Annotated in this window: 17 protein-coding genes and 1 pseudogene; 7 read left to right on the forward strand and 11 right to left on the reverse strand. The window is 71.0% G+C overall.

Annotation, left to right across the window (positions count from 1 at the left end; genetic code table 11):
* Positions 1–209: 209 nt before the first annotated feature.
* Both MSPGM_RS22985 and MSPGM_RS22990 read right to left on the reverse strand, forming a co-directional pair.
* Complete coding sequence (locus tag MSPGM_RS22985) at positions 210–1,832, reverse strand: AMP-binding protein (RefSeq protein WP_410007717.1); 1,623 nt, start codon at positions 1,830–1,832, stop codon at positions 210–212.
* A gap of 142 nt (positions 1,833–1,974) precedes the next feature.
* Positions 1,975–2,586 carry a nitroreductase family protein gene (locus MSPGM_RS22990; RefSeq protein WP_003606470.1) on the reverse strand — a complete coding sequence of 204 codons (612 nt, stop codon included), beginning with the start codon at positions 2,584–2,586 and terminating at the stop codon, positions 1,975–1,977.
* Positions 2,587–2,737: 151 nt separating this feature from the next.
* Between MSPGM_RS22990 and MSPGM_RS22995 the strand changes: the two genes are divergently transcribed.
* Entirely contained in the window at positions 2,738–3,643 is a 906-nt protein-coding gene (locus tag MSPGM_RS22995) for an enoyl-CoA hydratase (protein WP_003606471.1), read from the forward strand.
* 106 nt (positions 3,644–3,749) lie between these two features.
* The gene (locus tag MSPGM_RS23000; RefSeq protein WP_003606472.1) at positions 3,750–4,529 is read left to right on the forward strand and encodes an endonuclease/exonuclease/phosphatase family protein; all 780 of its coding nucleotides are present in this window, start codon (positions 3,750–3,752) and stop codon (positions 4,527–4,529) included.
* Here the strand turns inward: MSPGM_RS23000 and MSPGM_RS23005 are convergent.
* Positions 4,420–5,856 carry a phospholipase D-like domain-containing protein gene (locus MSPGM_RS23005; protein WP_003606473.1) on the reverse strand — a complete coding sequence of 479 codons (1,437 nt, stop codon included), beginning with the start codon at positions 5,854–5,856 and terminating at the stop codon, positions 4,420–4,422. The genes MSPGM_RS23000 and MSPGM_RS23005 overlap by 110 nt on opposite strands.
* A 225-nt stretch (positions 5,857–6,081) precedes the next feature.
* On the opposite strand from MSPGM_RS23005, the gene addB reads away from it, so the two are divergent.
* Both addB and addA read left to right on the forward strand, forming a co-directional pair.
* Positions 6,082–9,225, forward strand: a complete 3,144-nt coding sequence (addB, locus tag MSPGM_RS23010; RefSeq protein ID WP_015857540.1) for a double-strand break repair protein AddB — start codon at positions 6,082–6,084, stop codon at positions 9,223–9,225.
* Positions 9,222–12,665 (forward strand): double-strand break repair helicase AddA, encoded by a 3,444-nt coding sequence (addA, locus tag MSPGM_RS23015; RefSeq protein ID WP_015857541.1) that lies wholly within the window; start codon positions 9,222–9,224, stop codon positions 12,663–12,665. The genes addB and addA overlap by 4 nt, the downstream gene beginning before the upstream one ends.
* A gap of 95 nt (positions 12,666–12,760) precedes the next feature.
* Here the strand turns inward: addA and MSPGM_RS23020 are convergent, their stop codons facing one another.
* A complete protein-coding gene (locus MSPGM_RS23020) occupies positions 12,761–14,047 on the reverse strand; it encodes a PQQ-dependent sugar dehydrogenase (RefSeq protein ID WP_003603561.1) in 1,287 nt (428 codons plus the stop codon).
* 375 nt (positions 14,048–14,422) lie between these two features.
* Here MSPGM_RS23020 and trxA point away from each other — a divergent pair, with 375 nt between their 5' ends.
* Positions 14,423–14,743 carry a thioredoxin gene (gene trxA / locus MSPGM_RS23025; protein ID WP_003603560.1) on the forward strand — a complete coding sequence of 107 codons (321 nt, stop codon included), beginning with the start codon at positions 14,423–14,425 and terminating at the stop codon, positions 14,741–14,743.
* Positions 14,744–14,900: 157 nt separating this feature from the next.
* On the opposite strand, the pseudogene MSPGM_RS23030 reads toward trxA, so the two are convergent.
* From MSPGM_RS23030 to MSPGM_RS23055, 6 genes and pseudogenes are all read right to left on the reverse strand, one after another.
* A pseudogene (locus MSPGM_RS23030) lies at positions 14,901–15,790 on the reverse strand (outer membrane protein).
* 388 nt (positions 15,791–16,178) lie between these two features.
* Positions 16,179–17,504, reverse strand: coding sequence for a bifunctional folylpolyglutamate synthase/dihydrofolate synthase (locus MSPGM_RS23035; protein ID WP_003603558.1), 1,326 nt, complete (start codon positions 17,502–17,504; stop codon positions 16,179–16,181).
* Positions 17,505–17,536: 32 nt separating this feature from the next.
* Positions 17,537–18,460 (reverse strand): acetyl-CoA carboxylase, carboxyltransferase subunit beta, encoded by a 924-nt coding sequence (accD, locus tag MSPGM_RS23040; RefSeq protein ID WP_003603557.1) that lies wholly within the window; start codon positions 18,458–18,460, stop codon positions 17,537–17,539.
* 110 nt (positions 18,461–18,570) lie between these two features.
* On the reverse strand, positions 18,571–19,413 hold the full coding sequence (gene trpA, locus MSPGM_RS23045) for a tryptophan synthase subunit alpha (RefSeq protein ID WP_003603556.1): 843 nt from the start codon (positions 19,411–19,413) through the stop codon (positions 18,571–18,573).
* A gap of 171 nt (positions 19,414–19,584) precedes the next feature.
* Positions 19,585–20,544, reverse strand: a complete 960-nt coding sequence (gene nudC / locus MSPGM_RS23050; RefSeq protein WP_003603555.1) for an NAD(+) diphosphatase — start codon at positions 20,542–20,544, stop codon at positions 19,585–19,587.
* A 10-nt stretch (positions 20,545–20,554) separates the two neighbouring features.
* Positions 20,555–20,971: an HIT domain-containing protein gene (locus MSPGM_RS23055; RefSeq protein WP_003603554.1), complete on the reverse strand. Its 417-nt coding sequence runs from the start codon at positions 20,969–20,971 to the stop codon at positions 20,555–20,557.
* Positions 20,972–21,147: 176 nt separating this feature from the next.
* Between MSPGM_RS23055 and MSPGM_RS23060 the strand changes: the two genes are divergently transcribed.
* A complete protein-coding gene (locus tag MSPGM_RS23060; protein WP_190273141.1) occupies positions 21,148–22,212 on the forward strand; it encodes an HD-GYP domain-containing protein in 1,065 nt (354 codons plus the stop codon).
* 338 nt (positions 22,213–22,550) lie between these two features.
* Positions 22,551–24,257: a DEAD/DEAH box helicase gene (locus MSPGM_RS23065; protein ID WP_003603551.1), complete on the forward strand. Its 1,707-nt coding sequence runs from the start codon at positions 22,551–22,553 to the stop codon at positions 24,255–24,257.
* A 112-nt stretch (positions 24,258–24,369) separates the two neighbouring features.
* Here MSPGM_RS23065 and MSPGM_RS23070 read toward each other — a convergent pair whose 3' ends face one another.
* Positions 24,370–25,227 (reverse strand): hypothetical protein, encoded by an 858-nt coding sequence (locus MSPGM_RS23070; protein ID WP_015857543.1) that lies wholly within the window; start codon positions 25,225–25,227, stop codon positions 24,370–24,372.
* Between the last annotated feature and the right edge of the window lie 393 nt (positions 25,228–25,620).

Genomic DNA, 25,620 nt, shown 5'->3' on the forward strand with positions numbered 1-25,620 from the left:
GTAGTATTTTTCGTCTGCAATTAATCATGAGGCTCGCGCGTCCCTGCCTGAGTTCGTTGGCGGCGTGCAAAATTGCTACCTAAATAAGCCGTAGGGCAATTTCGTAAACTACCGGTTGAAGATTGATTGATAATCCTGCCTAAGACGGCCAAGGCTCTAAGGTGCATCCCGGTATGTCTTAGTATGCTTCAATTTGACCGAGCTCGAATTTAGGCCGGCTCGTCCCGCAACTGCCGCCGGATGATCTTGCCGCTGGTCGTCATCGGCAGGGTGTCGCGAAACGCGAGCGCGCGCGGCACCTCGTGGGCGGAAAGCCGGGCCTTGGCGAAGGCGAGGATTTCGGTGGCCAGCGCGTCGGAGGGCGAGAAGCCCGCGCGCAGGGTGACGAAGGCCTTCACGGTCTCGGTGCGCAGCGGATCGGGTACGCCGACCGCGGCGGCGAGGGCCACCGCCGGATGGGCGCAGAGGCAGGCCTCGATCTCCGCCGGGCCGATCCGGTAGGCGGCGGAGGTGATGAGATCGTCCTCGCGGCCGACGAAGCGGATGTAGCCGTCGGCGTCGCGCCGCGCTTGGTCGCCAGTCATCCACCAGCCGTCGCGAAATTTCTTGGCGGTCGCCTCGGGCTGGCGCCAGTAGCCGAGGAACAGCACCGGATCGGGCGCGCGCACGGCGATCTCGCCGGACTCGTCCGCATCCGCCTCGGTCCCGTCCTCGCGCAGGACCGCGACGCGGTGGCCGGGCACCGGCTTGCCCGTGGCGCCGGCCCGCGCCACGCCGATCCGGGCGCTGGAGGCGAGAACGAGGTTGCACTCGGTCTGGCCATAGGCCTCGCCGATGGTGAGGCCTAGGGCGTCACGCGCCCAATCGAAGGTCTCGGCCCCGAGCGCCTCGCCGGCGGAGGCGATGTTGCGCAGGGCTGAGAGGTCGAATGTTTGGCGCGGATCGGCCACCCCGCGCAGCATGCGCAAAGCCGTCGGCGGCAGGAAGGCGTGGGTGACGCCGAGATCCGCCATCAGCCGGAACGCCGCCTCTGGCTCGAACCGGCCCGAGGCCTTCGCGACCACCGGCATGCCGAGGCGCAGGGACGGCATCAGCACGTTGAGCAGGCCCCCGGCCCAGGCCCAGTCGGAGGGGGTCCACATCAGCCCGGTTCCCTCGGGAGGGAAGCCGTGCATCACGCTCCAGCCCGGCAGGTGGCCGAGCAGGACCCGGTGGCCGTGCAGTGCCCCCTTGGCGAGACCGGTCGTGCCGGAGGTGTAGATCATCAGGGCCGGATCGTCCGGCCCGGTCGCCCGCGTTGCGAACCCGTCCGGGGCGCTCTCCAGAGCCGCGAAGAAATTCTCCGCGGCCTCCCCTGCCCCATCGACCGAGAGGATCGTGGCGAGATCCGGCAGGTCGGCGCGCAGCCGCTCCAGCTTGGCCAGCCCGGGCGCGTCGGTGACGACGGCGCAGGCGCCGGAATCGGCGAGGCGATGGCGCAGGGCCGCCTCACCGAACAGGCCGGCAAGCGGGAGTGCGATCGCCCCGAGCCGGTAGGCGGCGAAATGGGTCACCACCACCGCCACCGATTGCGGCAGCAGCACCGCCACCCGGTCGCCCGGCCCGACGCCGCGCGCGGCCAGCGCCGCCGCGAGCCGCAGCGAATCGGAACGCAGGCGGCCGTAACTCACCGGCTCGGGCCGGTCGTCGGGGCCGAGCACGAGGAGCGCGGTGCGGTCGGGCTCGCTCAGCGCCCAGCGGTCGCAAACATCGGCCGCGATGTTGTAGCGCTCCGGGATCTCCCAGCGGAAATCCCTGACGAGCGTCTCGTAGCGATCGGCCCGCTCCGGCACGGCAACTTCCTCGAACTTGCGGCGGCGCTCGGCCGGTGCCGCCTCTTCCTCCCGGGCGCGCTGCATCCGAGCGCGTCCGGGTGTCTCTCATCCATCCCCGTGCAAGCCGGGACAATCCGCGTTCTGCACGCGGCCGTGCGGCTCAGTCCTGGCGCTGCGGGAAGCCGCCGCGGAAGGCGAAATCGGTGATCGGGCGGCGGCCGTTCGGGCGCTCCTTGGCTCTCTGCTCCTCGCTCAGCTCCGCCCAGGGCGTGGCGCGTCCGACCCCGTAGGCCGCCTCGACCCGGTGATGCTCGGGGACGTTCAGCGCGGCGGGCGCCCGCTCCCGGTCGAAGCCGCCCATGCCGTGGACGTGCCAGCCCTGACGGTTGGCCTGGAGCGCGAAGGCGAGCGAGGCGGCGCCCGCATCGAGCGAGTGGCTGGCGGACGGCTTGAGCTCGTCGCCGACCTTCATCCGCTCGCTGGAGACGAGGAAGACGAGGGCGCCGGTGCCCTCGGCCCATTTCTGGTTGCCGGGCACGAGGAGGTCGAAGAACGTCTGCCATTCGGGCGTGCCGCGCAGCGCGTAGAGGAAGCGCCAGGGCTGCGAATTGTAGGATGAGGGCGACCAGCGCGCCGCCTCGAACATCCGCAGCAACTCGGCCTCCGGCACCGCCTCCCCGGTGAAGACGCGCGGCGACCAGCGCTCGGCGAAGATCGGCTCGATGGCGTGGTCGGGCTCGCGGGTGGTGGGGCGGGTGGTCTCGTCGGTCACCGGGGGCGGTCTCCAGGCTGGCAGGGCTTTGGTGCAGCGCACGGTATGGCACCGCACAAGAGCGGGCTAGAGCGCATTCCGACGAACTGGGAACCGGTTCGTCGAAAGAATGCGCGTCACAACAAGGACCGAGAGACGCCGGCCTGATGCAATGGGGTCGGATACGGCTCTCGGGGGCGGCATTGCCGCGCTTGTCATGGCGCGCGAAAACAAGGTGAACCACATCGCCGCGACGAGGATGCTCATGGGCGAAGCCGGCACGAACCCTCTCCTGCTGCGCGAGGACCGCGACGGCGTCGCCACCCTGACGCTCAACCGGCCGGGCGCCCGCAACGCGCTTTCCTTTGCCCTGCTCGAAGCGCTGCGCGCGACCTTCGCCGACCTTGCGGGGGACGACACGGTGCGGGCCGTGGTGCTGGCGGCCGCGGGCCCCGCCTTCTGCGCCGGCCACGACCTCAAGGAGATGACCGGCTACCGCAGCGACCCCGACCGCGGCGCGAAACGGTTCGAAAAGCTGTTCGCGCTGTGCTCAGACGTGATGATGGCGATCCCCGCCCTGCCCCAGCCGGTGATCGCAGCGGTGGAGGGCGTCGCGACCGCGGCCGGTTGCCAGCTCGTCGCCTCCTGCGATCTGGCCGTGGCGGGGGCGCAAGCGCGCTTCGCCACGCCGGGCGTGCAGATCGGCCTGTTCTGCTCGACGCCGATGGTAGCGCTCTCGCGCAACCTCTCGCGCAAGGCGGCGATGCGGATGTTGCTGACCGCCGACATGGCGGATGCGGCGGAGGCCCGGCGCCTCGGTCTTGTCAACGACGTGGTGGAGGCGGGCGGCGCTCTGGCCGCCGCGCAGGCGCTCGCGGCAGGGATCGCCGCGCGCAACCCCGACACGGTGCGGGTCGGCAAGCGGGCCTTCTACGAGCAACTGGAGATGCCGCTGACGCAAGCCTACGCCCATGCCGGCCGGGTGATGACGGAGAACATGCTGGCGCGGGCGGCGGAAGACGGCATCGAGGCTTTCCTCGACCGCAAGAGTCACGGGCGGAATCACGGGCAGAATTAGCGGAAGGACCTCGGCAAGGCGCAGTGAGGCGCGAACCGATCCGCGCTCCGCGCATTGCCTCCCCGCCGCCCTGAAGCCGTCACGTGACCCGGGCAAACGGACTGCCATGCTCCTCAGACGTCCCCCTCCGATCACCGCCGAGCCCGGTCCGAACACGAAAAAAATCGTGAGCTGGAACCTGCTGCGCCGCACCGGCGCGGCGGTGGATTGCCTCGTGGCGTTGATCGAGCAGGAGCGGCCGGACTTCCTGCTGATGCAGGAGGCGACGAAGGAGATCGCGGCGCTGACCAAGCGCGTCGGTGGGGTCTATGCCTGGGCGCAGTTGCCGGGCCGCATCCACGGTCCGGCGATGTGGAGCCCGACGCCGTGGCCCAACCCGCCCGAGATCGTCACCCTGCCGCCGGGTGTGCTGATCGACCGGGTCTGCCAAGTGCTCGACACCGGTGAGTTCGGCGTCGCCAACGTGCATCTCTCGCACGGGCAGGTGCTGAACCGGCGCCAGTTGCGGCGGATCGAGAGCCACCTGCCGCCGCGCGCGGCGGTGCTGGGCGACTACAACATCGTCGGCCCGGCCCTGCTGCCGGGTTTTCGCGATGTCGGCCCCCGGCGGCCGACCCATGCCATGGTCGATGTGCTGCCGCTGCGGCTCGACCGCTGCCTCGTGCGCGGGCTCGTCTGCCATGAGCGTATGGTCCTGCCCCGCGGGCTCTCCGACCATCACCCGATTGTGGTGCACCTCTCGCCCGCGCCGGAGGGGGTCCCCTCGCTCGGCCGGCTCAGAGGTATGGCAGAAGCAGTCGGACGGCTGCGTCGCGCAGGCGCACGGGGAGCGAGCGGGCGTCGAGGTCGGCCAGGCGCAAAGGGGTCTGAAACTTCGTCGCAATGAAGGCTTCGAGCGCCCGGGCCAGCGCCACGTCGTAGACCTCCACGTTGAGCTCGAAGTTCAGGCGGAAGCTGCGCGAATCCCAGTTCGCACTGCCGATGAAGCACCATTGCCCATCGACGGTCATCGCCTTCGAGTGATCGAAGGGCGGCTCGTCGATCCAGACCCGCACGCCGCTCTTCAGGAGCGGATCGATATGGCCGTGGGTCGCCCAATCGACGAAGCGGTGGTCGCTCTTGCGCGGGATGGCAATATCGACCGCGATCCCCCGCGCCGCCGCGAGGCTCAGCGCGTTCAGCACGAGTTCGTTGGGCAGGAAATAGGGGGTCGTCAGCCGGATCGACTCCTTCGCGCAGGCGATCGCCTGGAGCACCACGGTCGCGATCTTCTCGATGTCGGCGTCCGGGCCGGAGGTGACGACGCGAGCGGTGACCGTGCCAACCGGCGCCAGCCGCGGCAGCCACGCCTCGCCCTCCAGCTCCTCGTCGCTGACGAACAGCCAATCGGCGATGAAGGCCTGGGTCAGGTGCTCGACCACCGGGCCCTCGATCCGGAAATGCGTGTCGCGGATCGGAAAGTCCGGCTTCTCCGAGACCCGGTTGCCGTCGGCGATATTGACGCCGCCGGTGAAGGCGACCCTTCCGTCGACGATCAGCAGCTTCTTGTGCGTGCGCAGGTTCAGGAACGGCATCCGCCAGGGCAGGACGGAGTGCATGAACAGGCCGGCCGGCACCCCGAGCCGGCGCAGATGCCGCCATGCGGCCGGAAAGAAATAGCCGCTGCCGATGCCGTCGAGGATCACGCGCACCTCGGCGCCGCGATCCTGCGCCGCCTTCAACGCAGTGCAGAACGCCCGGCCGGTGGCGTCGTCGCGAAAGATGTAGCTCGACAGGGCGACGCTGCGGCGGGCCTCGCCGATCGCTGCCAGCATCGCCGGATAGGCCTCGTCGCCGTTGCGGAGGAGCTCGAACCGATTGCCCGCCACCGTCGGCAGGCCGGTCACCGCCTGCACCGCCAAGTCGAGGGCGTGGTAGTCCTTGGGCACGTGGGCAGAGGGCTGCGGCGTCTCGTCGATGGTCTGCGAAGGGCGCCGCTTCAGCCGGCGGGCGCGCCGCTCCACCCGGTTGATGCCGAAGGTGAGGTAGAGCAGCGTGCCGAAGACCGGCGCCAGCCACGCCAGTCCGATCCAGCCGATCGCCGCGCCCACCACCCGCTTGCGCAGCAGAACGTGGACGCTGACGCCGAATGTGAGCACCAGGCCGATGGCCGCGACGATCTCGGTGCGGAGCGACGCCGTCGTGCCGAGCCATCGAGTGAGGACTTCTTCCACCGGTCCGCCTGCTGCACTGCCCTGTCCGGGAACGGCGCAGGAGATAAGCCAAGCCTGGTGTGACGAACAGGCAGCCCTCCACAAATCGCCGTTGCATGCTAGAACAAAGATCGAACGGTGGGCGGAGCGGCCGGGGCCGGCCCCTGCCTCTTTTCGAAAGCCTTCACCATCTTGCCCTCAGGTGGTCGGTCACGACCGCAGAGCGTCAGGTTCAAACCGTCGAGCATGTCCGCCAGCGCCGCCCCCCGCGTCTTCACGATTCCCCCCGGTGCGCCGTTCCTGCCGACGCTGGCGGACGCGCTCGTGTCGGGCCGCCTCGTCGGCGCGGTCGGCGGCGATCCCTTCGCGCTCGCCTCGGTGACGCTCTATTTGCCGACGCAGCGCGCGGTGCGCGCACTCTCGACCGTGCTGGCGCAACGCCTCGGCGGAGCGGCCCTGCTGCCGCGGATGATCCCGCTGGGCGAGGCCGACGAGGCGGAGCTCGACCTCTCGTCCAACACGCTGCTGGAGACGCCGGAAGACCTGCTCTACCCCTCCATCCCCGCGCTGGAGCGCCGGCTGATCCTGGCCCGGCTCGTCCAGAAATGGGCGGAGACGGTGGACCGCGAACTCCTGCCCATCGACGACGAGGTGCCCTTCCTCGTCCCGTCCTCCCCTGCCGACGCGGTGGCGCTCGCCGCCGACCTCGAAGGGCTGATGGACGCGCTCACCGTCGAGGGCCTGCCCTGGAGCGAGATCGCCGCGGCGGTGGAGGCCGAGCATTCGCGCTATTTCCGCCTCACCCTCGACTTCCTGAAGATCGCCGCCGAGCACTGGCCCGACATCCTTGCCGCCCGCTCGCTCGCCGACCCCACCGCCCGCGCCCGCCGCCTCGTGCTCGCGGAGGCCGACCGGCTGTTCCGCGAGCGGCCGGGCGATCCGGTGATCGTGGCCGGCTCCACCGGCTCGGTGCCGGCCACCGCTCGGCTAATCGCGGCAGTGGCCCGCCTGCCCCGCGGCGCGGTGGTGTTGCCGGGGCTCGACCTGCACCTCGACGCGGAGGGCTGGGAGGCGATCGACGGCGCCGGCGGCAAGCACGACGAGATCGCCCACGGCCATCCGCAGGCGATCCTTCGGGCGCTGACCGGACCGAGGGGCTTTGCCGTCGAGCGTCGGGATGTCGAGACGCTGGGGGATCTCTCACCCGAGGCGGTGGCGCGGGAAAAGCTGCTGTCGCAGGCCCTGCGCCCGGCCGAGACCACCGATGCCTGGGCCGGGCTCGACGCGGCCGAGCGGATGACCCTCGCGCGGGAGGGCATGGCGGGCCTTGCCGTGGTCGAGGCGGCGGACGAGCGCGAGGAGGCGCTGGTCGCCGCGCTCGCCCTGCGCGAGACGCTGGAGACGCCCGGCGCCACCGCGGCCCTCGTCACGCCCGACCGCGGGCTGGCCCTGCGCGTCTCGGCCGAACTCGCCCGCTGGGGCATCGCGGCCGAGGATTCGGCGGGCTTGAGCCTGGCGCGCTCGCAGGCCGGACGCTTCGCCCGGCTCGTCGCCGAACTCGCCGCCGAGGTGGCGCCGGCCCGCGTCATCGCGCTCCTCGCCCACCCCTTCGTCCGGCTGGGGCTCACCCGCAGCGAGGTCGTGCGCGCGGCCGCGGCCCTCGAGATCGGCGGCCTGCGCGGCCCCGCCCCGATCCCGAAGAACAGCTTCGATGGGATGCGGGCGGCGGTGGCGCTGCAACGCAACGCCACCGAGCGGGTGCCGCGCGCCAAGAAGCGGCTGAAGCCGGTCGATTGGGATCTCGCCGAAGACATTCTGGACCGGCTGGAGATCGCGCTCGATGCGTTCCGCACCGACCTGCAGCCCGAGATCGGCAACCTCGTGGCGCTCGCCGCCGGGCACCGCGAGGCCTGCGAGCGGATGATGGGCGAGGCCGACGAGGGTGACGCGGACGAGACCGACGATCCCTCCCTCGACACGCTCGACGGCCTGTTCGACGATCTCGAATCCGCCGAGCAGGAAGAGCTGCCGGGCCGGTTCTCCGACTACGCCGCCTTCTTCACCGCGCTCTCCCGCGACCGCACCGTCGCCTGCGCGCAGCGGAGCGCGCATCCGCGCCTGCGCATCCTCGGGCCGCTCGAAGCGCGCCTGCTCTCCGTCGACCGCATCGTGCTGGGCGGGCTCGACGAGACGGTCTGGCCGGTGCGCCAGACCACCGACGCCTTCCTCAACCGGCCGATGCGCGGGGACGTGGGCCTGAGCCCGCCCGAGCGGCGGATCGGACAGGCCGCCCACGACTTCGTGCAGGGCTTGGGCACCCATGATGCCGTGGTCACCCGCGCGGCCAAGCGCGAGGGCTCGCCGACCGTGCCGTCGCGCTTCCTCCAGCGCCTGCGCGCCTTCGGCGGCGATGCGGTCTGGGCCGATGCTATCGCCCGCGGCCAGCGCCTGCGCGGGCTCGCCGCGCGGCTCGATCGCGGCCAGGAGGCGCCGCCGCCGCGCCTCAAGCGCCCGGCGCCGAAGCCCGACCCGGCTCTGTTCCCGGAGCGTCTCAGCGTCACCGAGATCGAGACGCTGGTACGCGATCCCTACTCGATCTACGCCCGGCATATCCTGGGCTTGGAGGCGCTGGAGCCGATCGCCGTGGTGCCGGGCGCGGCCGAGCGCGGCAGCCTGATCCACAAGGTCCTCGGCGATTTTTCCGCAGCCCATCCCGGCGCGCTGCCCGCGGACGCGGAAACCCTGCTCTACGCGATCGCCTTCGACGCCTTCGGCCCGCTGCAGGACCAGTACCCGGAGCTCTATGCCGAGTGGTTTCCCCGCTACGAGCGCATGGCGGTCGCTTTCCTCGAATGGGAGGCGAGCCAGCGCCAGGGCTTGCACACGATCCACGCCGAGCGCTCGGGCAAAGTGACGATTCCCCTGGGCGAGCGAACCTTCACGCTCTCGGCCCGTGCCGACCGGATCGAGGCCCGCGCCGACGGCAGCTACTGCATCGTCGATTTCAAGACCGGCACGCCGCCGAGCAACCGCACCGTCTTTGCCGGTTTCTCGCCCCAGCTCACCCTGGAGGCGGCGATGCTGATGCATGGCGCCTTCGAGGGGCTGAAGGCCGCCTCCCCGCCGGACCTCCTCTACGTCTACGCCTCGGGCGGGCGCGAGCCGTTCCGGCCGATCCCGGTCAAGCCGCCGCCCGGCGATGCGCGGGCGGTGGAGGCCGTCGTCGAGGAGCATTGGCAGCGCCTGCGCGGATTGATCGCCCGCTACATGACCGGCGAGGCCGCCTACCTCTCGCGCCCCTATCCGCAATACGAGCGCGCCTACAACGAGTACGATCACCTCGCCCGCGTGCTCGAATGGTCGCTGGCCGGGCAAGGAGAAGCCGCGTGAACGCCCCGTTGACCGGCTTCACCGTCGATGATCTGACCAAGGCGGCACAGCGCCGGGCCGCCGACCCGCGCCTCTCGGCCTGGGTCTCGGCCAATGCCGGCGCGGGCAAGACCAAGGTGCTCACCGACCGGGTGCTGCGCCTGCTCCTCGACGGCGCGCCGCCCGGCCGCATCCTCTGCCTCACCTTCACCAAGGCGGCGGCTGCCAATATGTCGATCCGCGTGTTCCAGCGCCTCGGCCGCTGGGTGACGCTGGACGACGCGGCGCTGACCGCGGAACTCACCGAACTCACCGGCGAGCGGCCCGCCCGCGACACCTTGCGGCTGGCCCGCCGCCTGTTCGCCCGCGCCGTCGAGACGCCGGGCGGCCTCAAGATCGAGACGCTGCACGCTCTGTGCGAGCGGCTGCTGCACATGTTCCCGTTCGAGGCCAACGTGCCGGCCCGCTTCGTCGTGCTCGACGACAACCAGTCGCGCGAGGCGTTCGAGATCGAGACCGACAACGTGCTCGCCGACGCGATCCTCGGCGGCAACCAAGCGCTGTCCGACGCGCTCGCCGTGGTCGGCGCGGAAGCCTCCGGCGACACCCTGCGCGACGCGATCCGCTCGGCCATGCGGACGCGGGCGCTGTTCTCCGACCACCGCGCCCTGGAGCCGGCGCTCGCCCGCCTGCCCCGCGCCCTGGCGCTGCCGGACGGCGCCAGCGTCGAGACCATCGAGGCGGAGATCCTGGAGGGGAGCAGCCTCGGCGATTGGCGCGAGATCGCGGGCCGGCTGCGCACCGGCAAGGCGACGGACGAGAAACTCGCCGACGGGCTCGTGGAGGCGCATGCCGCCCTCGGCGCGGGCAAGGCGCTGGCGCCCTACCGCTCGGTCTTCTTCACCGACAAGGATGAGCCGCGCGCGGCCAAATCCTTCGGCACCAAGGCGGTACCGGAGGACATCAAGCAGGCGCTGCTCGATGAGCAGGCCCGGCTGATCCCGCTCTTCGACGCGCTACGCGCCGCCCGCGCGCTCGCCCGGACGCTGGGCCTGTTTCGGCTCGCCGCCGAGATCCACCGCCGGGTCGAGGCGCAGAAGACGCGTCTCGGCGCCCTCGATTTCGACGACCTGATCCACAAGACCCTCGACCTGCTCTCGCGGGTCGGCGCCTCCTGGGTCCTGTACAAGCTCGACCGCGGCGTCGATCACGTCCTCGTCGATGAGGCGCAGGACACCAACCCGCAGCAATGGGAGATCCTGCGCACGCTCACCGCCGAGTTCGCGGCGGGCGAAGGCGCGCGCGGCCTCACCCGCACCCGCTTCGCCGTGGGCGATCCGAAGCAGTCGATCTACAGCTTCCAGGGCGCCGACCCGCGGGAATTCGAGCTGACCCGCCGCGCCTGGGGCCGGGCGGCGGAGGGCGCCGGGCACGACTTCGCCGATGTCAGCCTGCGGCTCTCCTTCCGCACCGCGAGCCATGTGCTCGCCGCGGTCGATGCCGTGTTCGGCGTGCCGGATCATTTCGCCGGCCTCTCCTTCGATGCGGGCGCGCCGGGCACCGTCCACGCCTCCGCCCGCGCCGGCGTGCCCGGCGCGGTCGAACTCTGGGGCATCGAGGAGCCGGCGGAAGCCGAGGAGCCCGATGCCTGGGCCGCCCCGGTCGATGCGCCGGAGCCCAACGCGCCGGCCATCGTGGTCGCCCGCCGCATCGCCCGCGCGGTGAAGACTTGGACGACGAAGGGCGATGCCTGCGGCCGGATCTGGCGGCCCGGCGATGTGCTGATCCTCGTGCGCAAGCGCTCGGCCGCGTTCGAGGAGGTGATCCGGGCGATGAAGGGGCTCGGCGTGCCGGTGGCGGGCCAGGACCGGCTCGAGGTTGCGGGCCACATCGCCGTGCTCGATCTCGTCGCGGTCGGCCGCGCCGGGCTGCTGCCCGCCGACGACCTGACGCTCGCCACCGCCCTCAAGACCCCGCTCGTCGGCCTCACCGACGACGACCTCACCCGCATCTGCGCCCGCCGCCCCTTCGCCGAGACGCTGGAAGACGCACTGACCCGCCACGCGCAGGCCGGTGACGGGGCGGCGATCCGCGGCCTTACGGCCCTGCGGCTCTGGATCCAACTCGCGGCGGAGAACGGCCCGTTCGGCTTCTACGCCGCCCTGCTCGGGCCCCATGGCGGGCGCAGCCGGCTGGTGGCGCGGCTCGGCGGCGAGGCGGGCGATGCCATCGACGTGTTCCTGGCCCAGGCCGCCGACGCCGAGAACGGGGGCGACGCCCCCTGCCTCGACGCCTTCCTCGCCGATTACATCGTCCGACCGGGCCGCGGCCGAAGTGGTCTCTCGGTCAAGCGCGATCTGGAATCGGGCCGCAACGAGGTGCGGGTGATGACGGTTCACGGCGCCAAGGGCTTGGAGGCGCCGGTCGTCGTCGTCATCGACGGCTGCGAGCCGCTCGGCCGCAACGACCCGCCGCTGCTCGGCCTCGACTCCACCGCCGACGGGCCGCTGCCGCCGGTCTGGACCGGCGGGCGCACGCAGGATTGCGCGGCGACGCTGGCCGCCCGCTCCGCTCTCCAGGCGCGGGCGCGGGAAGAGCATAACCGCCTGCTCTACGTCGCCATGACCCGGGCCGCCGACCACCTCGTCATCGCGCCCTATCGCGGCGCGACCCGGGAGACGCCGGCCTCGTGGTGCGAGATGGTCCGCATCGGCCTGGAGCGGGGGCTGGGGGACGGCGAAGCGGTCGAGACCGATCACGGGCCGATCACGATCTGGCGCGACGGTTCGGCCGCCTCGCTCGCCGCCGCCGCAGCGGACACGGCCCCGCCGGAGCCCGAAACCGTGCCGGACTGGCTGTTCTCGGCTGCCGCACCCGAGGCCGAGGCCGCGCCGCCGCTCAGTCCCTCGGGCGCGCTCGGCGCTGCGGACGGGCAGCGCCAGCCCCGTCGGCGCCTCGGCGATGCCGAGGCCCGCCGCCGCGGCGCCCTGGTCCACTCGCTTCTCGAACACCTGCCGCGGATCGAGCCGGCCCGGCGGGCCGAAGCCGCCGACCGCTTCGCCCGTGCCCGCGCGCCCACTCTGGAGGAGGCCAAGCGCAAGGATCTCGTCCGCGCGGTTCTGCGGCTGATCGAGGCGCCGGACCTCGCGCCGCTGTTCTCAGACCAGGCCCGCGCCGAGGTCGCGCTCTCGGGGCGGATCGTCGTCGAGGGGATCGAGCGCGACGTCACCGGCCGGATCGACCGGCTCGTCGTCGAGGACGGCCGGGTGATCCTCTGCGACTTCAAGACCGGCCGCCCGCCCGCGGACGATGCGCCGCTGCCGGAGCGCGAGGCGGCTCAGGTCAGCCTCTACGCGCGGCTCGCCGCCGCGATCTGGCCCGAGCACGCGATCGTGGCGCTGCTGGTCTGGACCTCGGGCCCGGTGGTGCGGCGGGTGGAGGGGGCTCTGCTCGGACAATGAGCGCTGCCCGATGATCGAGCACCATGAGACGCACAGTCCCTCCCCCCGCACAGCGGGGAGAGGGGGGAGCCTCGGCGAGACCCACTCCGTCTTCCTCAGCTGCCCTTCTTCGGCGTCAGCTTGACGATCTGGCCGTCATCCTCGGTGACGGCGTAGACGGCGCCGTCGGGGCCGACCCGCACGTCGCGGACGCGGTGTTCCAGCGGGATGCGCTCCTCGGTGACGACCTTATCGCCGTCGAGCTTGAGCGCGACGATCCCGGTGCTGACGAGGCCGCCGATGAGGAACTGGTTCTTCCAGGCCGGGAACGCGTCCTTGTCGTAGAGCGCCATGCCCGAGGGGCCGATCACCGGATCCCAGTAATAGACCGGCTGCACCGTGCCGCCCGCCTGGGTCTGGCCGTCGCCGATCTTCTCGCCGGAATATTCGATGCCGTAAGTGACCACCGGCCAGCCGTAGTTGAGGCCGGGGCGCGGGCGGTTCAGCTCGTCGCCGCCGCGCGGCCCGTGCTCCACGGTCCAGAGACGGCCCTGGTTGTCCAGGGCGGCGGCCTGGACGTTGCGGTGGCCGTAGGACCAGATCTCGGGCTTGGCCTTCTCGCCGCCGGTGAAGGGATTGTCTTTCGGGGCGTTGCCGTCGGTGTCGATGCGGAAGACCTTGCCGAGCCCGCTCGTCAGATCCTGCGCCTGCCCGCGGGTCTGCTTGTCGGAGCGCTCGCCTACGGTGACGAACAGCTTGCCGTCCGGCGCGAAGACGAGGCGCGAGCCGAAATGCTTGTCGCCGTCATAGGTCGGCATCTGGCGGAAGATGACTTTGACGTCGTCGAGCTTGGCCTTGCCGTCGCTCTCGACCAGCTTGGCCTTGGCGACCGTGGTGCCGTTGCCCTTGTCGCGCGGCTCGCTGTAGCTGAAGTAGATCGTGCGATCCGCGGCGAAGCTCGGGCTCAGCGCGACGTCGAGAAGACCGCCCTGCCCCTTGGAATCAACCTTCGGCACGCCCGCCACCGGCTGGCCCACCGTGCCGTCCTTGGCGATCAGGCGGATCTTGCCGGCCTTCTCGGTCACGATCATGCGGCCATCGGGCAGGAACTCCATCGCCCAGGGGCTTTCCAGGCCCTTGGCTACGACGGCGGTTTCGAACTCGGTCTTCTGCGCGGGCTCCGGCGCACGGGTCTGGTTGGGCAGGAGCGGCTTGTACTCAGTGTTCGGCGCTTCCTTCTCGGCGATCGATGTGCCGGCACTCGGCGCGGCCGGCGCCTGGAACGATTCACCCTCGATGCGGGGCGAGCGCGATTCCTGTCCGGCCGGCTGCTGAGCGAAGGCTGGGGCATCGAGGCCGAGGGCCGCAACGGTGGCGAGCAAGAGGGAAAGGGTGCGCGTCACGTCGATTGATCCTTGTGCGGGTCGCCGATCTTGCTCGCCAAATGGGGCGCAGGTGGCCCACGGCGAGGGTTGGGCCGCGCGAGGAGACGGACTCGCCACGTGGTTCGTCAGGGGCAAGGCGCTGGGCAATGCTCTTGGCAAGGTGCTGGGCAAGGCCGCCGGCAAGCCGCGTGTGGGGGGATTGCGGGGACGAAGGCAGGCTTATCCATGTGGGTTCGGCGTGCCAGACCCGCGGCCGGGGCGGGATGCCTTGACCGGGCGGTCGGGCGTCGCCAATTCTCGCGTCACCGTGAGGCGCCGAACCCGCTCTCGGTGCCCTCTGCGCAGGGGCCCTCCATGCACCCGCGTGGGACCCGCGTGTCGAAAGGACCTACGATGGCGACCGTGAAAGTGACCGATGCGAGCTTCGAGCAGGACGTTCTGCAGTCCGCCGAGCCCGTCGTAGTGGATTTTTGGGCGGAGTGGTGCGGCCCCTGCCGGCAGATCGGCCCGGCGCTGGAAGAGATCTCCGCCGATCTCCAGGGCAAGGTGAAGATCGTCAAGGTCAATGTCGATGAGAACCCCGGCATCGCCTCGACCTACGGCATCCGCTCGATCCCGACCCTGATGATCTTCAAGGACGGCAAGCTCGCCAGCCAGAAGGTCGGCGCCGCCCCCAAGGGCGATCTCTCCCGCTGGATCCAGGCGAGCGCCTGACCCGACCCGAATTCGGGCCGAACGACCCGAGACAGCCCGGCCGCGAGGCCGGGCTTTTTTCATGCCTTGCTTCGCTCGCGATGGGCCCTGAAACGCAAGAAGCCCGGCCTTGCGGCCGGGCTCCCTGGTTTCGAGACCCTGTTATTGAAGGTTCGGCTTAGTAGCTGCCGAACTTGTAGTTCAGGCCGGCGCGGACGACGGCGAACTCGGTGTCGTTGCGGCGCGAGGGCCGGAAACGACGATCACGCCCGGGCTGGTCGTGCCGATGACGGCGCCGGCATTGTTCACCGCGAAGGCGCCGTTGAGGGCACCGCCGCCGCGATCGAGGTTCACGTACAGACCTTCCACCTTCAGCGTGACGGCCGAAGAGCGGAAGAAGTTCAGGAACGAGTCGGTCGGGAGAGCGTACTCGACACCACCGCCAGCAGCGTAGCCGGTGCGGAAGTCGTCGGAGGAGCTGTTCGGCAGACCGAACTGACGGCCGCCGCCGGCGCCGTAGGCGAAGCCGCCGGTGCCGTAGAACAGGACGCGGTCGAAGGCGTAGCCGAGGCGACCGCGAACGGTGCCGAAGAAGTCGAGGCTGGACAGGCCGTTCGGGTTGAACACCTGCTGAGCGGCGACGCCCGGGAAGGCCGGGTTGCTGTTCGCGACCGCGAACTGGTTCCGGTCACGGCCGAAATCGACGTACTGAGCGTCGGCCTCGATACCGATCACGACGCCGGAGCCCGGGGTGAACTGGTAGTTGTAGCCGATCTGACCACCGCCGACGAAGCCGTCGCTGCGGCTGTTGCCGCCGAAGGCGATGACGGCAGTCTGGCCGGGACGCACGAGGCCGGTCAGGCTGTTCACGCCGACGACCGGAGCCGCACCGTTGTCATCGACGCCGAAGCCGTAGCCAGCGTTGAAACCGGCGTAGAAACCGGTCCAGGTGAACACCGGGATGGGCGTGAAGACCGGCGGCGGAGCAGCGCGGCGCGGCAGGTCGGCGGCGGAGGCCGCCGCGGTCAGCGCCGTGAAGGCGGCGAGAGAGGTGAGAAGCTTTTTCACTTGTTGATCCCCAGCAGAAACCCGATCGCCCACAAGCTAGACCATTTCCCTGGCCTGAGATGTAGCGAACAGGCCACACCCGGGGGGCCACAATCGACCCGCCGAGCGGTTACATTCGGTGCGCGGGGAGGCCGAAACCAGTTTTGCGTAAATCAGGCGGTCAGGATGCGCCGATCGACGGGACGGCGCGCAGACACCATCGCGTCGGTTGCATGATTCGACAGGTCACGGGCCGGACGACGGAAGGTCGATGAAGGTCTTTTGCCGCGCGGCGTGACGCGCGAATCGCTTCCGGCTCGTGTGGTTTGACCAGCGATGGCCTTGCGGCGCGAATCTCTGGCCCTCGCGCCGCACCCGTCGAATGTCCGCTTCGATCAGGCGGGCGCCGTCAGACCGGGATCGTGCCGTTGGCTTCGAGCACGGCGCCCGCGAGATAAAGCGAACCGCAGATGAGGACCCGCGGCGGGCGCTCGAAGACCGTGTCCGCCAGGGCCGCCAACGCCGCCTCGACGCTCGGAGCGACCTCGGCCGAGAGGCCGACCTCACGGGCGATCTCCGCCACTTCCTCGGCGGGCCGCGCCGCCATCTGGCCGGTGATCGGCACCGCCACAAGTGAGCGGGCAAGGCCGACGAAGTTCTTCAGGAAGCCTTCGGCATCCTTGGTGCCGAGCAGCCCGACGATCAGCACCAGCGGCACGTCGCTGCGCTCGCCGAGATCGGCCATGGCGGCGGCGAGGATCCGCCCGCCATCGGCGTTGTGGCCGCCGTCGAGCCACAGCTCGGCGTCCTTGGGCATCCGCTCGGCGAGCGCCCCGCGCACGAGGCGCTGGAGCCGGCCCGGCCAATCGACGTTGCGCAGGCCGGCTTCGAGGGCGACCGTGCCGATGTCGCCGAAGCCCGCCGCGCGCAGGGCCGCGATGGCGGTGCCGGCATTGGTGAGCTGGTGGCGCCCGGCGAGGCGGGGCCGCGGCAGATCGAACAGGTCGATCTCGTCCTGGTAGACGAAGCGCCCGCTCTCCTCGTGCACGGAGAAGTCCTGGTTGCCGATCCGCACCGGCACCGCGCCGATCCGCTCGGCCTGGCGGCAGAGGACGGCATCGGCCCCGGCATAATCCTGGGCGGCGATCACCGCCGGGCAGCCGCGCTTGAAGATGCCGGCCTTCTCCATCGCCACCGCCTCCACGGTGTCGCCGAGATATTCGGCATGGTCGCGCCCGATCGGGGTGACCACGGCGCAGGCCGGGTGGTCGATGACGTTGGTGGCATCGACCCGGCCGCCGAGGCCCACTTCCAGCAGCAGCACGTCGGCGGGGCATTCGGAAAACAGCAGCAGGGCGGCCGCCGTGGTGATCTCGAACACGGTGATCGGATCGCCCTTGTTGGCCGCCTCGCAGCGGGCGAAGGCGTCGGCGAGCCGGTCTTCGGCGACGTAGTGACCGCCGCCGATGCCCCCTAAGCGGATGCGCTCATGGAAGCGCACGAGGTGGGGCGAGGTGTAGACGTGGGCGGCCAGGCCCCCCGCCTCCAGAATTGCCCGCATGAAGGCGATGGTCGAGCCCTTGCCGTTGGTGCCGGCGACGTGAATCACCGGCGGCAGCCGCCGCTCAGGATGATTCAGGGCCGCGAGCAGGCGCTGGATGCGCCCGAGCGACAGGTCGATCGTGCGCGGATGCAGGGCGAGGAAGCGCGCCATCAACGCGTCGGAGGATTCCATCTCGCGCGGAGACCTTCTGTCGCGGATTGAGTTCAGGCCGCGTTCGGCAGGGGTTCGGGTGTGGTCGGCTCGGGGGCGGTGCCGGGCTCGGGCGTCCGGCGCACGTCCATCAGCAAGCCGCAGAGCCGGCTGATCGTCTCTTTGAGCTGATGCCGGTGGACGACCTGATCGACCATGCCGTGCTCGCGCAGATACTCCGCCCGCTGGAAGCCGTCGGGCAGCTTCTCGCGGATCGTCTGCTCGATGACGCGGGGGCCGGCAAAGCAGATCAGCGCGCCGGGCTCTGCCAGATGCACGTCGCCGAGCATGGCGTAGGAGGCGGTGACGCCGCCGGTGGTCGGGTTCGTCAGCACCACGATATAGGGCAGCCGCGCGGCCCGGAGCCGGCGCACGGCGACCGTGGTGCGGGGCATCTGCATAAGCGAGAGGATCCCCTCCTGCATCCGCGCGCCGCCGGAGGCCGCGAACAGCACATAGGGCGTGCGCTTCTCGAGCGCGGTCTCGGCCCCGCGGACGAAGGCCTCGCCGCCGGCCATGCCGAGGGAGCCGGCCATGAAGCCGAATTCCTGAGCCGCGATCGTCATCGGCAGGCTGCCGACCCGGCCGAAGCCGATCTTGAACGCGTCGGGCATCCCGGTCTTGGCCCGCGCCTCCTTGAGACGGTCGACGTAGCGCTTCTCGTCGCGGAACTTGAGCGGGTCGGCCGGCACCTCGGGCAGCGGCACGTCGATCCAGGTGCCCTCGTCGAACATCATCTTGAGACGCGCCGTGGCCGACATCTTGAGATGGTGTTCGGAACCGGGAATGACCCAGTGGTTCTGCTCGACTTCCTTATGGAAGACCATCTGGCCCGTGTCGGGGCACTTGACCCAGAGGTTCTCCGGCGTCTCGCGCTTGAACAGCGTCTTGATCCGGGGCCGTACGACCTCCGAGATCCAGTTCATCGGCTCGACCATGGCGTCAGACTCCCTGTCCTAGCGCGTTCACTTGCCGCGTTCCCTTGCCGCATCGATATCGGATCGCCGCCGCCTCGATCCCAGGGGATCTCCCTGCTGAGCGGCTGCGGTCAGGGCCCGGCCGGCGCCTTGGCGGCGCTGCGGACCCCCTGCGCCAGTTCGCGCACCAGGGAGGTGACCGCCTCCACCGTGCCGTTCCCGGCCCGGTCGCCGGGCTCGAGGCTGCGGGCCAGCGCATCAACGAGGGCCGAGCCCACCACCACGCCGTCGGCGCCGCGGGCAATCTCGGCCGCGTGCGCGCCGGTCTTCACGCCGAAGCCGACGACGACGGGTAGGTCGGTATGCGCCGTGATCCGGCTGACCGCCTGCGACACCCGGCCGAAATCGGGGGTCGCCGTGCCGGTCACGCCGGTGATCGACACGTAGTAGACGAAGCCCGCGGTGTTCGCGAGAACCGCCGGCAGGCGGGCCTCGTCCGTGGTCGGGGTCGCGAGGCGGATGAAGGCGAGCCCCTTCGCGAGCGCCGGCAGGCAGAGCTCCTCGTCCTCCTCCGGCGGCAGATCGACGACGATCAGACCGTCGATGCCGGCCGCCTGCGCATCCTCCAGAAAGTGGGGCACGCCGTAGGTATGGATCGGGTTGTAGTAGCCCATCAGAACCACGGGCGTCCGGTCGTCGCCCTCGCGGAAGCGGCGGACGAGGGCGAGGGTGCCGCGCAGATCCTGGCCCGCCTTCAGCGCCCGCAGACCCGCCGCCTGGATCGCCGGCCCGTCGGCCATGGGATCGGTGAAGGGCAGGCCGAACTCGACGATGTCGGCCCCCGCCTTTGGCAGGGCTTCGAGCACCTTGAGCGAGGTCTCCGGATCGGGATCGCCGGCCATCACGTAGGTGACGAGGGCGGCACGTCCTTCCGCGCGGCAGCGGGCGAAGGCGGCATCGATGCGGGCGGTCATGGTTCTCGCTCCCGGCGGTAGGTCCGGCCTTGAGGCCCGGGGCACGGTTCCCCCGGAACCGGGCCGCCGCGCAGGGCCCGACTTCCCCGGCCAATTCCTCGACCGGTTTCCCGGCCAAGTGGGGGCGCCTACACCATCCGCTCGCGTCCGTGAAGCGCGAGCGCGCTCGCCTTACGCCGTCGAGTCCGGCGCAGGGCCAATGACACCGTCCAGCCAGTCGCGCAGCAGCAGGTGGGCGATGGCGGTGGCCGGCGGCACGGTCAGGCCCTCCGGGTGGTTGCCCTCGATCATCCGCGCAACGTCCGGGCGCGAGAACCAGCGCGCATCCTCCAACTCGTCGGGATCGGTCCGGATGTCCTCCGAGACGGCCTCGGCCACGCAGCCGATCATCAGAGAGGCCGGGAACGGCCAGGGCTGCGAGGCGTGATAGGCGACGGCGCCGACCGCGACGCCGGTCTCCTCCCGCGTCTCGCGGCGCACGGCGTTCTCGACCGTCTCGCCGGGCTCGATGAAGCCGGCCAGGCAGGAATACATCCCCGGCTTGAAATGCGGGCCACGCCCCAGCAGGCAGGTCTCGCCCCGCCGCACGAGCATGATCGCCACGGGATCGGTGCGCGGGAAGTGGTGCAGCCCGCACGCCTCGCATTCCCGGCGGAAGCCGCCGGCGGCGATGGTGGTCGGGCTGCCGCAATTGGCGCAGAAGCGGTGCCGCGCATGCCAGGACAGCACCGATTTGGCGGTGGCGATGAGCCCCTGCTCCTCGCGGGCCACCGCGCCCTCGGTCGCGAGCGTCCGCAGGTCGAGGGCGCGGTGGCCGGGCTCGGGGAAGAGGAGGGCCGCCTCCCCCGGGACGGCGCCGGCGAAGACCGGCCGCCCCTCGACCCGTCCGAGGTAGATTTCGACGGCGCGTTCGCCGGCCCGGCCGGCCTCGTCCGGCGTGAGCAGGGCCGTTCCGGTCTCCGCCGGGGGGGCGCGCAGGATCACCGTCTCGCCCGCCATCAGCACGAGGCGGGCATCCGCTCCGGCATCCGTCAGGGCGGGGGCCGGGCCGAATTCGGCGGAGTGTCGCACGAGGCGGCTCGCGGCATAGGCGAGCGCATCCCGGCCGGGCGTGGTGGGCGAGCCTGTCATGCGGGGCGCCTCACGCGGCCATGAACAGGGCGGCGGCCCGTTCGAGCAGGGCGGCGCGGGCATGCGGCGGATAGGGCTTGCGCTCGCCGACGCCCCAGACCGGCCCAGGCCAGGCCGGATCCGAGCGGAACCGGGCCACGACGTGGATGTGAAGCTGCGCCACCACGTTGCCGAGGCTGGCGACGTTGACCTTGTCCGGCTGGGCGAGCGCCTGCATGACCCTGACCGCGATTCGCGTTTCCTCGAAGGCGAGGCTCGCATCCTCCGGCGTGAGGTCGGTGAGTTCGCTCAAGCCCGGCCGCCGCGGCACCAGAATCAGCCACGGGAAGCGTGCATCGTCCATCAGCAGGACGGAGCAGAGGGCGAGATCGCCCACGGCATGGGTGTCGGCGGCGAGGCGCGGATCGAGGGGGAAGGCGTCGGTCATGCCGGGAATCTAGCGCGCCGGGCCGAAAAGTGGGGCCCGGTTTCCGCGATCGGCTCGGCCGCGCGAAGGTTGATCACGCCGTGTCAAATTTCGGTTAACCATATTCTGGCACGCAGGGGGCGGTGATCGGGAGTCGGCGGGCGGCGGGCCGCGCCGGGATCGCCGTGGATGACGCGATGACGGGCGGCGCGCAAGGAAGCGGTGAGCGAAGCCGGGACGCGGTGGTCGCCATCGTGGCGGCGCGGACGCCTGCTCCCCTCGTCCTCGCTTTGCGCGGGCAGCCCTGCAGCGCCCGCATCCTCGCGGTCTCGGGCCATGTGATCGACGACCTGATCGCCGAAGCCCCCGAGGTGATCGTGCTGGAGGCCGAGCCCGAGCGCTTCGACGCTCCGGCCCTGATCCGCGCCCTACGGGAGCAGGAGAGCCTCATCCGCACGCCGGTCCTGCTGGTGGCCGGCGGCGACGCCCGCACCTTGCGCCGGATCGGTCGCGAGGCCGGCGCCACCGACACGCTGTCCAAGCCGTTCGACGCCCTGGAGTTTCAGGACCGGGTCGGTGTTCTGATCGAACTCGCCCTGGCGCGCCGGGAGAGCGACGATCGCGCGCGCGCCATGCGGCGCGACGCGGCACGGGCGGTGGCCGATGCCTCGGCACGCGAGCGCGAACTGATCCGCCGCCTGATGCTGGCCGCCGAGTTCCGCGACGACCGGGCCGGCGACCATCTCACCCGCGTGGCCGGCTGCGTCATCGCGGTGGCCGAGGGACTCGGCCTGTCGTCGGCGGAGGCCGACGACGTGGCTCTGGCCTCGACCATGCACGACATCGGCAAAATCGCGGTCCCCGACCACATCCTGATGAAGGCCGGCCCCCTCACCCCCGACGAGTGGGAGGAGATGCGCCAGCACGCCCTGCGCGGCTATCACATGCTGCACGACAGCCCCTCGCGCCTGCTCCAGATCGCCGCCGAGATCGCGCTGACCCACCATGAGCGCTGGGACGGCAGCGGTTATCCCCGCGGTCTCAGGGGCGAGGAGATTCCCCGCTCCGGCCGGATCGTCGCGGTGGCCGACGTGTTCGACGCGCTGATCTCCGTGCGCAGCTACAAGCCCGCCTGGTCCCTGGAACGGGCGCGCGCTCATGTTGAGGCGGAGGCAGGCCGGCATTTCGATCCGGACTGCGTCACCGCCTTCCTCTCGCGCTGGGACGACATCGTCGCCCTGGTGGAGGAGCGTGCGGCGTAGGACGCGCTCGGCCGATCCGCCGTCATTGGGCGCGGCGATGCCGTCGAGAAGCGCCCGCCCCTGGAGCGACTGGGACTGGTATCGGCGACGACCGGCTCCGGTGTAGGCACAGGGCGGGATATCGTCACGAACCGTCAACTTGAGGCGATCCTCTCGAAAAGGCTGGGGCATCCGCGCCGGTTCGCCCGCGTAATCCGCACCGTGCAACGCCGCTGCGCGGTGCAGGTAGTGGTCTCCGCGCCCGGTTGGCGTTAGAAACGGCATCCGAATTCCGATCCGGCCGTCTGCCGGTTCGCGTGTACCGGTGCGAATGCGCCGGTTCTTAAGGCGCATCTCCCTTGCCATTTCCGTCTCTGCCCTCCCCCCTGGCGCGGGCGCTCACCGAGCGCAACTATGCCGAGCCGACACCCGTCCAGCAGGCGGTGCTCGATGCCGTCCCAGAGCGCGACCTGCTCGTTTCGGCTCAGACCGGATCGGGCAAGACCGTTGCCTTCGGTCTCGCCATCGCCGGTACGCTGCTCGGCGAGGACGAAACGCTGCCGCCGCCCGGCGCGCCGCTGGCGCTCGTCATCGCTCCGACCCGTGAGCTGGCACTCCAGGTGCAGCGGGAGCTGACCTGGCTCTACGCGCAGACCGGCGCGCGCATCGTCCCTTGCGTCGGCGGCATGGATCCGCGCCGCGAGGCCCGCGCGCTGGAGGCCGGCGTCCACATCGTTGTCGGCACGCCGGGGCGCCTGCGCGACCACATGGAGCGCGGCCGGCTCGTCACCGAAGGTCTTCGCGCCGTCATCCTCGACGAGGCCGACGAAATGCTCGACATGGGCTTTCGCGAGGATCTCGAATTCATCCTGGCATCGACCCCGAAGGACCGGCGCACCCTGCTGTTCTCGGCGACCCTGCCGAAGGCCATCGTCGCACTCGCCGAGAGCTACCAGCGCGACGCCCTGCGCCTCGCGGTCGCCGGCGAGACCCGCGGCCATGCCGACATCGTCTACCGCGCGGTGCGGGTGATGCCGCGGGAGGTCGAGCACGCCGTCGTCAACATTCTGCGCTACGTTGATGCGCCGGTGGCGATCGTGTTCTGCAACACCCGTGACGGCGTGCGCCATCTCCAGGCCTCGCTGACCGAGCGCGGCTTCTCCGCCGTGGCGCTCTCGGGCGAACTCGGCCAGGGCGAGCGCAACGCCGCGCTCCAGGCCCTGCGCGACGGCCGCGCCCGTGTCTGCGTCGCCACCGACGTCGCCGCCCGCGGCATCGACCTGCCGGGCCTCGACCTCGTCATCCACGCCGACCTTCCGCACGATGCCGAGGTGATGCAGCACCGCTCCGGCCGCACCGGCCGCGCCGGCCGCAAGGGGACGAGCGTCGTGCTCGTGCCGCCGGCCAAGCGGCGGCGGGCCGAGCAGATGTTCGCCATCGCCAAGGTCAGTCCCGATTGGAGCGGCCCGCCGAACGCGGACGAAATCCGCATCCTCGACCGCGAGCGGATGATGTCCGATCCGCTGCTCGCCGAGCCCGAGACGGAAGAGGACCGCGAGTGGGAGCGGGAATGGGCCGAGGCGCTGATGGAGCGCTGCCCGCCCGAGCGTCTGGCCGCGGCCTTCGCCCGGCTCTACCGCTCGCGCATCCCCGTGCCGGAGGAGGTGAGCGATCCGGCCTACGAGACGAGCCGGCGTCCGGATTCCCGCAGCAGTGTGCCGGTTGGCGCGTCGCGGGTCGGTGACGACGAGCCGGCGGCGTGGTTCCGGCTCAATCTCGGCCGCCGCGACCGGGCCGAGCCGCGCCGCCTTCTGCCGATGCTGACCCGCCGTGGGCAGATCGGCCGCGGCGATATCGGTTCCATCCGGATCTTCGACAACGAGACGACCTTCGAGGTCCGCGCCAGCGCGGCGGACGACTTCGCCGCGTCCTTCGCCCGGCGTGGGCCCGCCGATGTCCGCGTCGAGCGGATGCAGGGGGATGGACCGGCCGCCGCCAAGGCGCCGAAGAGCCCCCGCGCCCAGCGCCATCGCCGCGAGGCGACCAAAACCGGCCGAGGCGGCTGAGCCGCTTCGCGACGGTGCCGGGGCAAGAAAGCCGCCCCGGCGACGGTTTCGGGTGTGCAAACGTAATGGCGGCGTTCGGCTCGTTCGAGCCCGGCCTTACTCGCCGCCGGACTTATTCGCCGCCGGACTTGCCGCCGAGCAGGCCGCTCACGGCGGCATCCCAGCCGTCGCGGATCTGACGGCCGCCGGGAATCTTGACGCCGAGCAGTTCCGGCTCTTCCGCCGCGTCCTGTGCCGGTCGCGCGGCGGGTGCTTGCGCCGAGGCGGTCTGCGTCGGCCGCGCTTCCGTGGCGCGGTTGCGGACGACGGGCGCGGGCTTCCGGCTGGGATCGGGCTTCGCCGGCTCAACCTTGGCGGTTTCAGCCTTGGCTGTGTCAGTTTTGGCTGTCTCGGTCTTGGTTCTGGCCTCGACCTTGGCTTCGGTCTTGGCGATCTCGGGTTTCGTCTTCGCGGGCAGCGACACGAATCGCGCCGGCTGCTCCGTCTTCGCCTGCACCATCTCGCTCCGGCTCGGAGGCAGTGGCACCGTGACTTTGGCGGGGGCGAGCGCGGCCGCCGTGCGGGCTGCGGCCGGAACCGTGGGTGCGGGCTCGATCGGCAGGGTCGCCCGTGTCGGCGGCGCAATTTCCGGCGCTGCAGCCGCCACCGGCGCGGGCGACGGCGCTGCGGCCGGTGCGACGGGTTCTGCAGCCGGCAGGCTGGCCCGGCGCGCTTCCGGCAACCCGACGGAGGCCGGCGCCAGCGCCGGAACGCCGTCCTTCAGGTCGGGCCATTGCGAGGCGACGGGTGCGATCCGCGCCGGCCGGCTCCTGGGATCGGCGAGATCGGAGAAGAACGCGAAAGCCCCCACGGCGAAGACGAGGAGGGCAGCGCTCCCGCCCGCGGCGCCGAGGATGACGGGCAGCCGGCGACGGGCCGGAGCCCTGCTCTCGGCCGGCCGGGTTTGAGATGGGTGAATCGTCACCGACATGCGGTCGGCCTCTTGCACGTTGTAGCCCTGCAACAAGACGGCCTCGGCAATGCGGCGGCAAGATGTCCGGCGTCGCCTGTTGAGAATTCAGGCGCCGTCCACCCACACGAATCTGGCGGAAACTCCAGGGCGGCCGGATCTGATCGGGACAGGCGCGCCCCGGACAAGTCTCGTCGCGATGAGTTCTCGCGATCGACCTTAGCCGAGCCGGTTTAACGGAGCGTGTAACCGGATCGATGCGGTGCGCGGGTGGTCGTCCGGCGATCATAAGAAAAACATCAGTGTGCCGCGCGACCCTGCGGCGCGGCCCCGGCATGGACAATCATCCGGCGATCGGCCACGGTGCCGCCGTGCCGAAAGAGTAGAAATCTGAGCCTTTTAACCGATGGCGGT

Source organism: Methylorubrum sp. GM97, from assembly GCF_024347855.1.
Lineage (GTDB): Bacteria > Pseudomonadota > Alphaproteobacteria > Rhizobiales > Beijerinckiaceae > Methylobacterium > Methylobacterium extorquens.

What these genes read in the sequence shown, in the direction of transcription:
- MSPGM_RS22995 (WP_003606471.1), top strand. Translation starts at nt 2,738, where the DNA reads ATGGGGTCGGATACGGCTCTCGGGGGCGGCATTGCCGCGCTTGTCATG.
- MSPGM_RS23060 (WP_190273141.1), top strand. Translation starts at nt 21,148, where the DNA reads ATGACGGGCGGCGCGCAAGGAAGCGGTGAGCGAAGCCGGGACGCGGTG.
- MSPGM_RS23070 (WP_015857543.1), bottom strand. Translation starts at nt 25,227, where the DNA reads ATGTCGGTGACGATTCACCCATCTCAAACCCGGCCGGCCGAGAGCAGG.
- MSPGM_RS23000 (WP_003606472.1), top strand. Translation starts at nt 3,750, where the DNA reads ATGCTCCTCAGACGTCCCCCTCCGATCACCGCCGAGCCCGGTCCGAAC.
- trxA (WP_003603560.1), top strand. Translation starts at nt 14,423, where the DNA reads ATGGCGACCGTGAAAGTGACCGATGCGAGCTTCGAGCAGGACGTTCTG.
- MSPGM_RS23035 (WP_003603558.1), bottom strand. Translation starts at nt 17,504, where the DNA reads ATGGAATCCTCCGACGCGTTGATGGCGCGCTTCCTCGCCCTGCATCCG.
- addB (WP_015857540.1), top strand. Translation starts at nt 6,082, where the DNA reads ATGTCCGCCAGCGCCGCCCCCCGCGTCTTCACGATTCCCCCCGGTGCG.
- trpA (WP_003603556.1), bottom strand. Translation starts at nt 19,413, where the DNA reads ATGACCGCCCGCATCGATGCCGCCTTCGCCCGCTGCCGCGCGGAAGGA.
- nudC (WP_003603555.1), bottom strand. Translation starts at nt 20,544, where the DNA reads ATGACAGGCTCGCCCACCACGCCCGGCCGGGATGCGCTCGCCTATGCC.
- MSPGM_RS23055 (WP_003603554.1), bottom strand. Translation starts at nt 20,971, where the DNA reads ATGACCGACGCCTTCCCCCTCGATCCGCGCCTCGCCGCCGACACCCAT.
- accD (WP_003603557.1), bottom strand. Translation starts at nt 18,460, where the DNA reads ATGGTCGAGCCGATGAACTGGATCTCGGAGGTCGTACGGCCCCGGATC.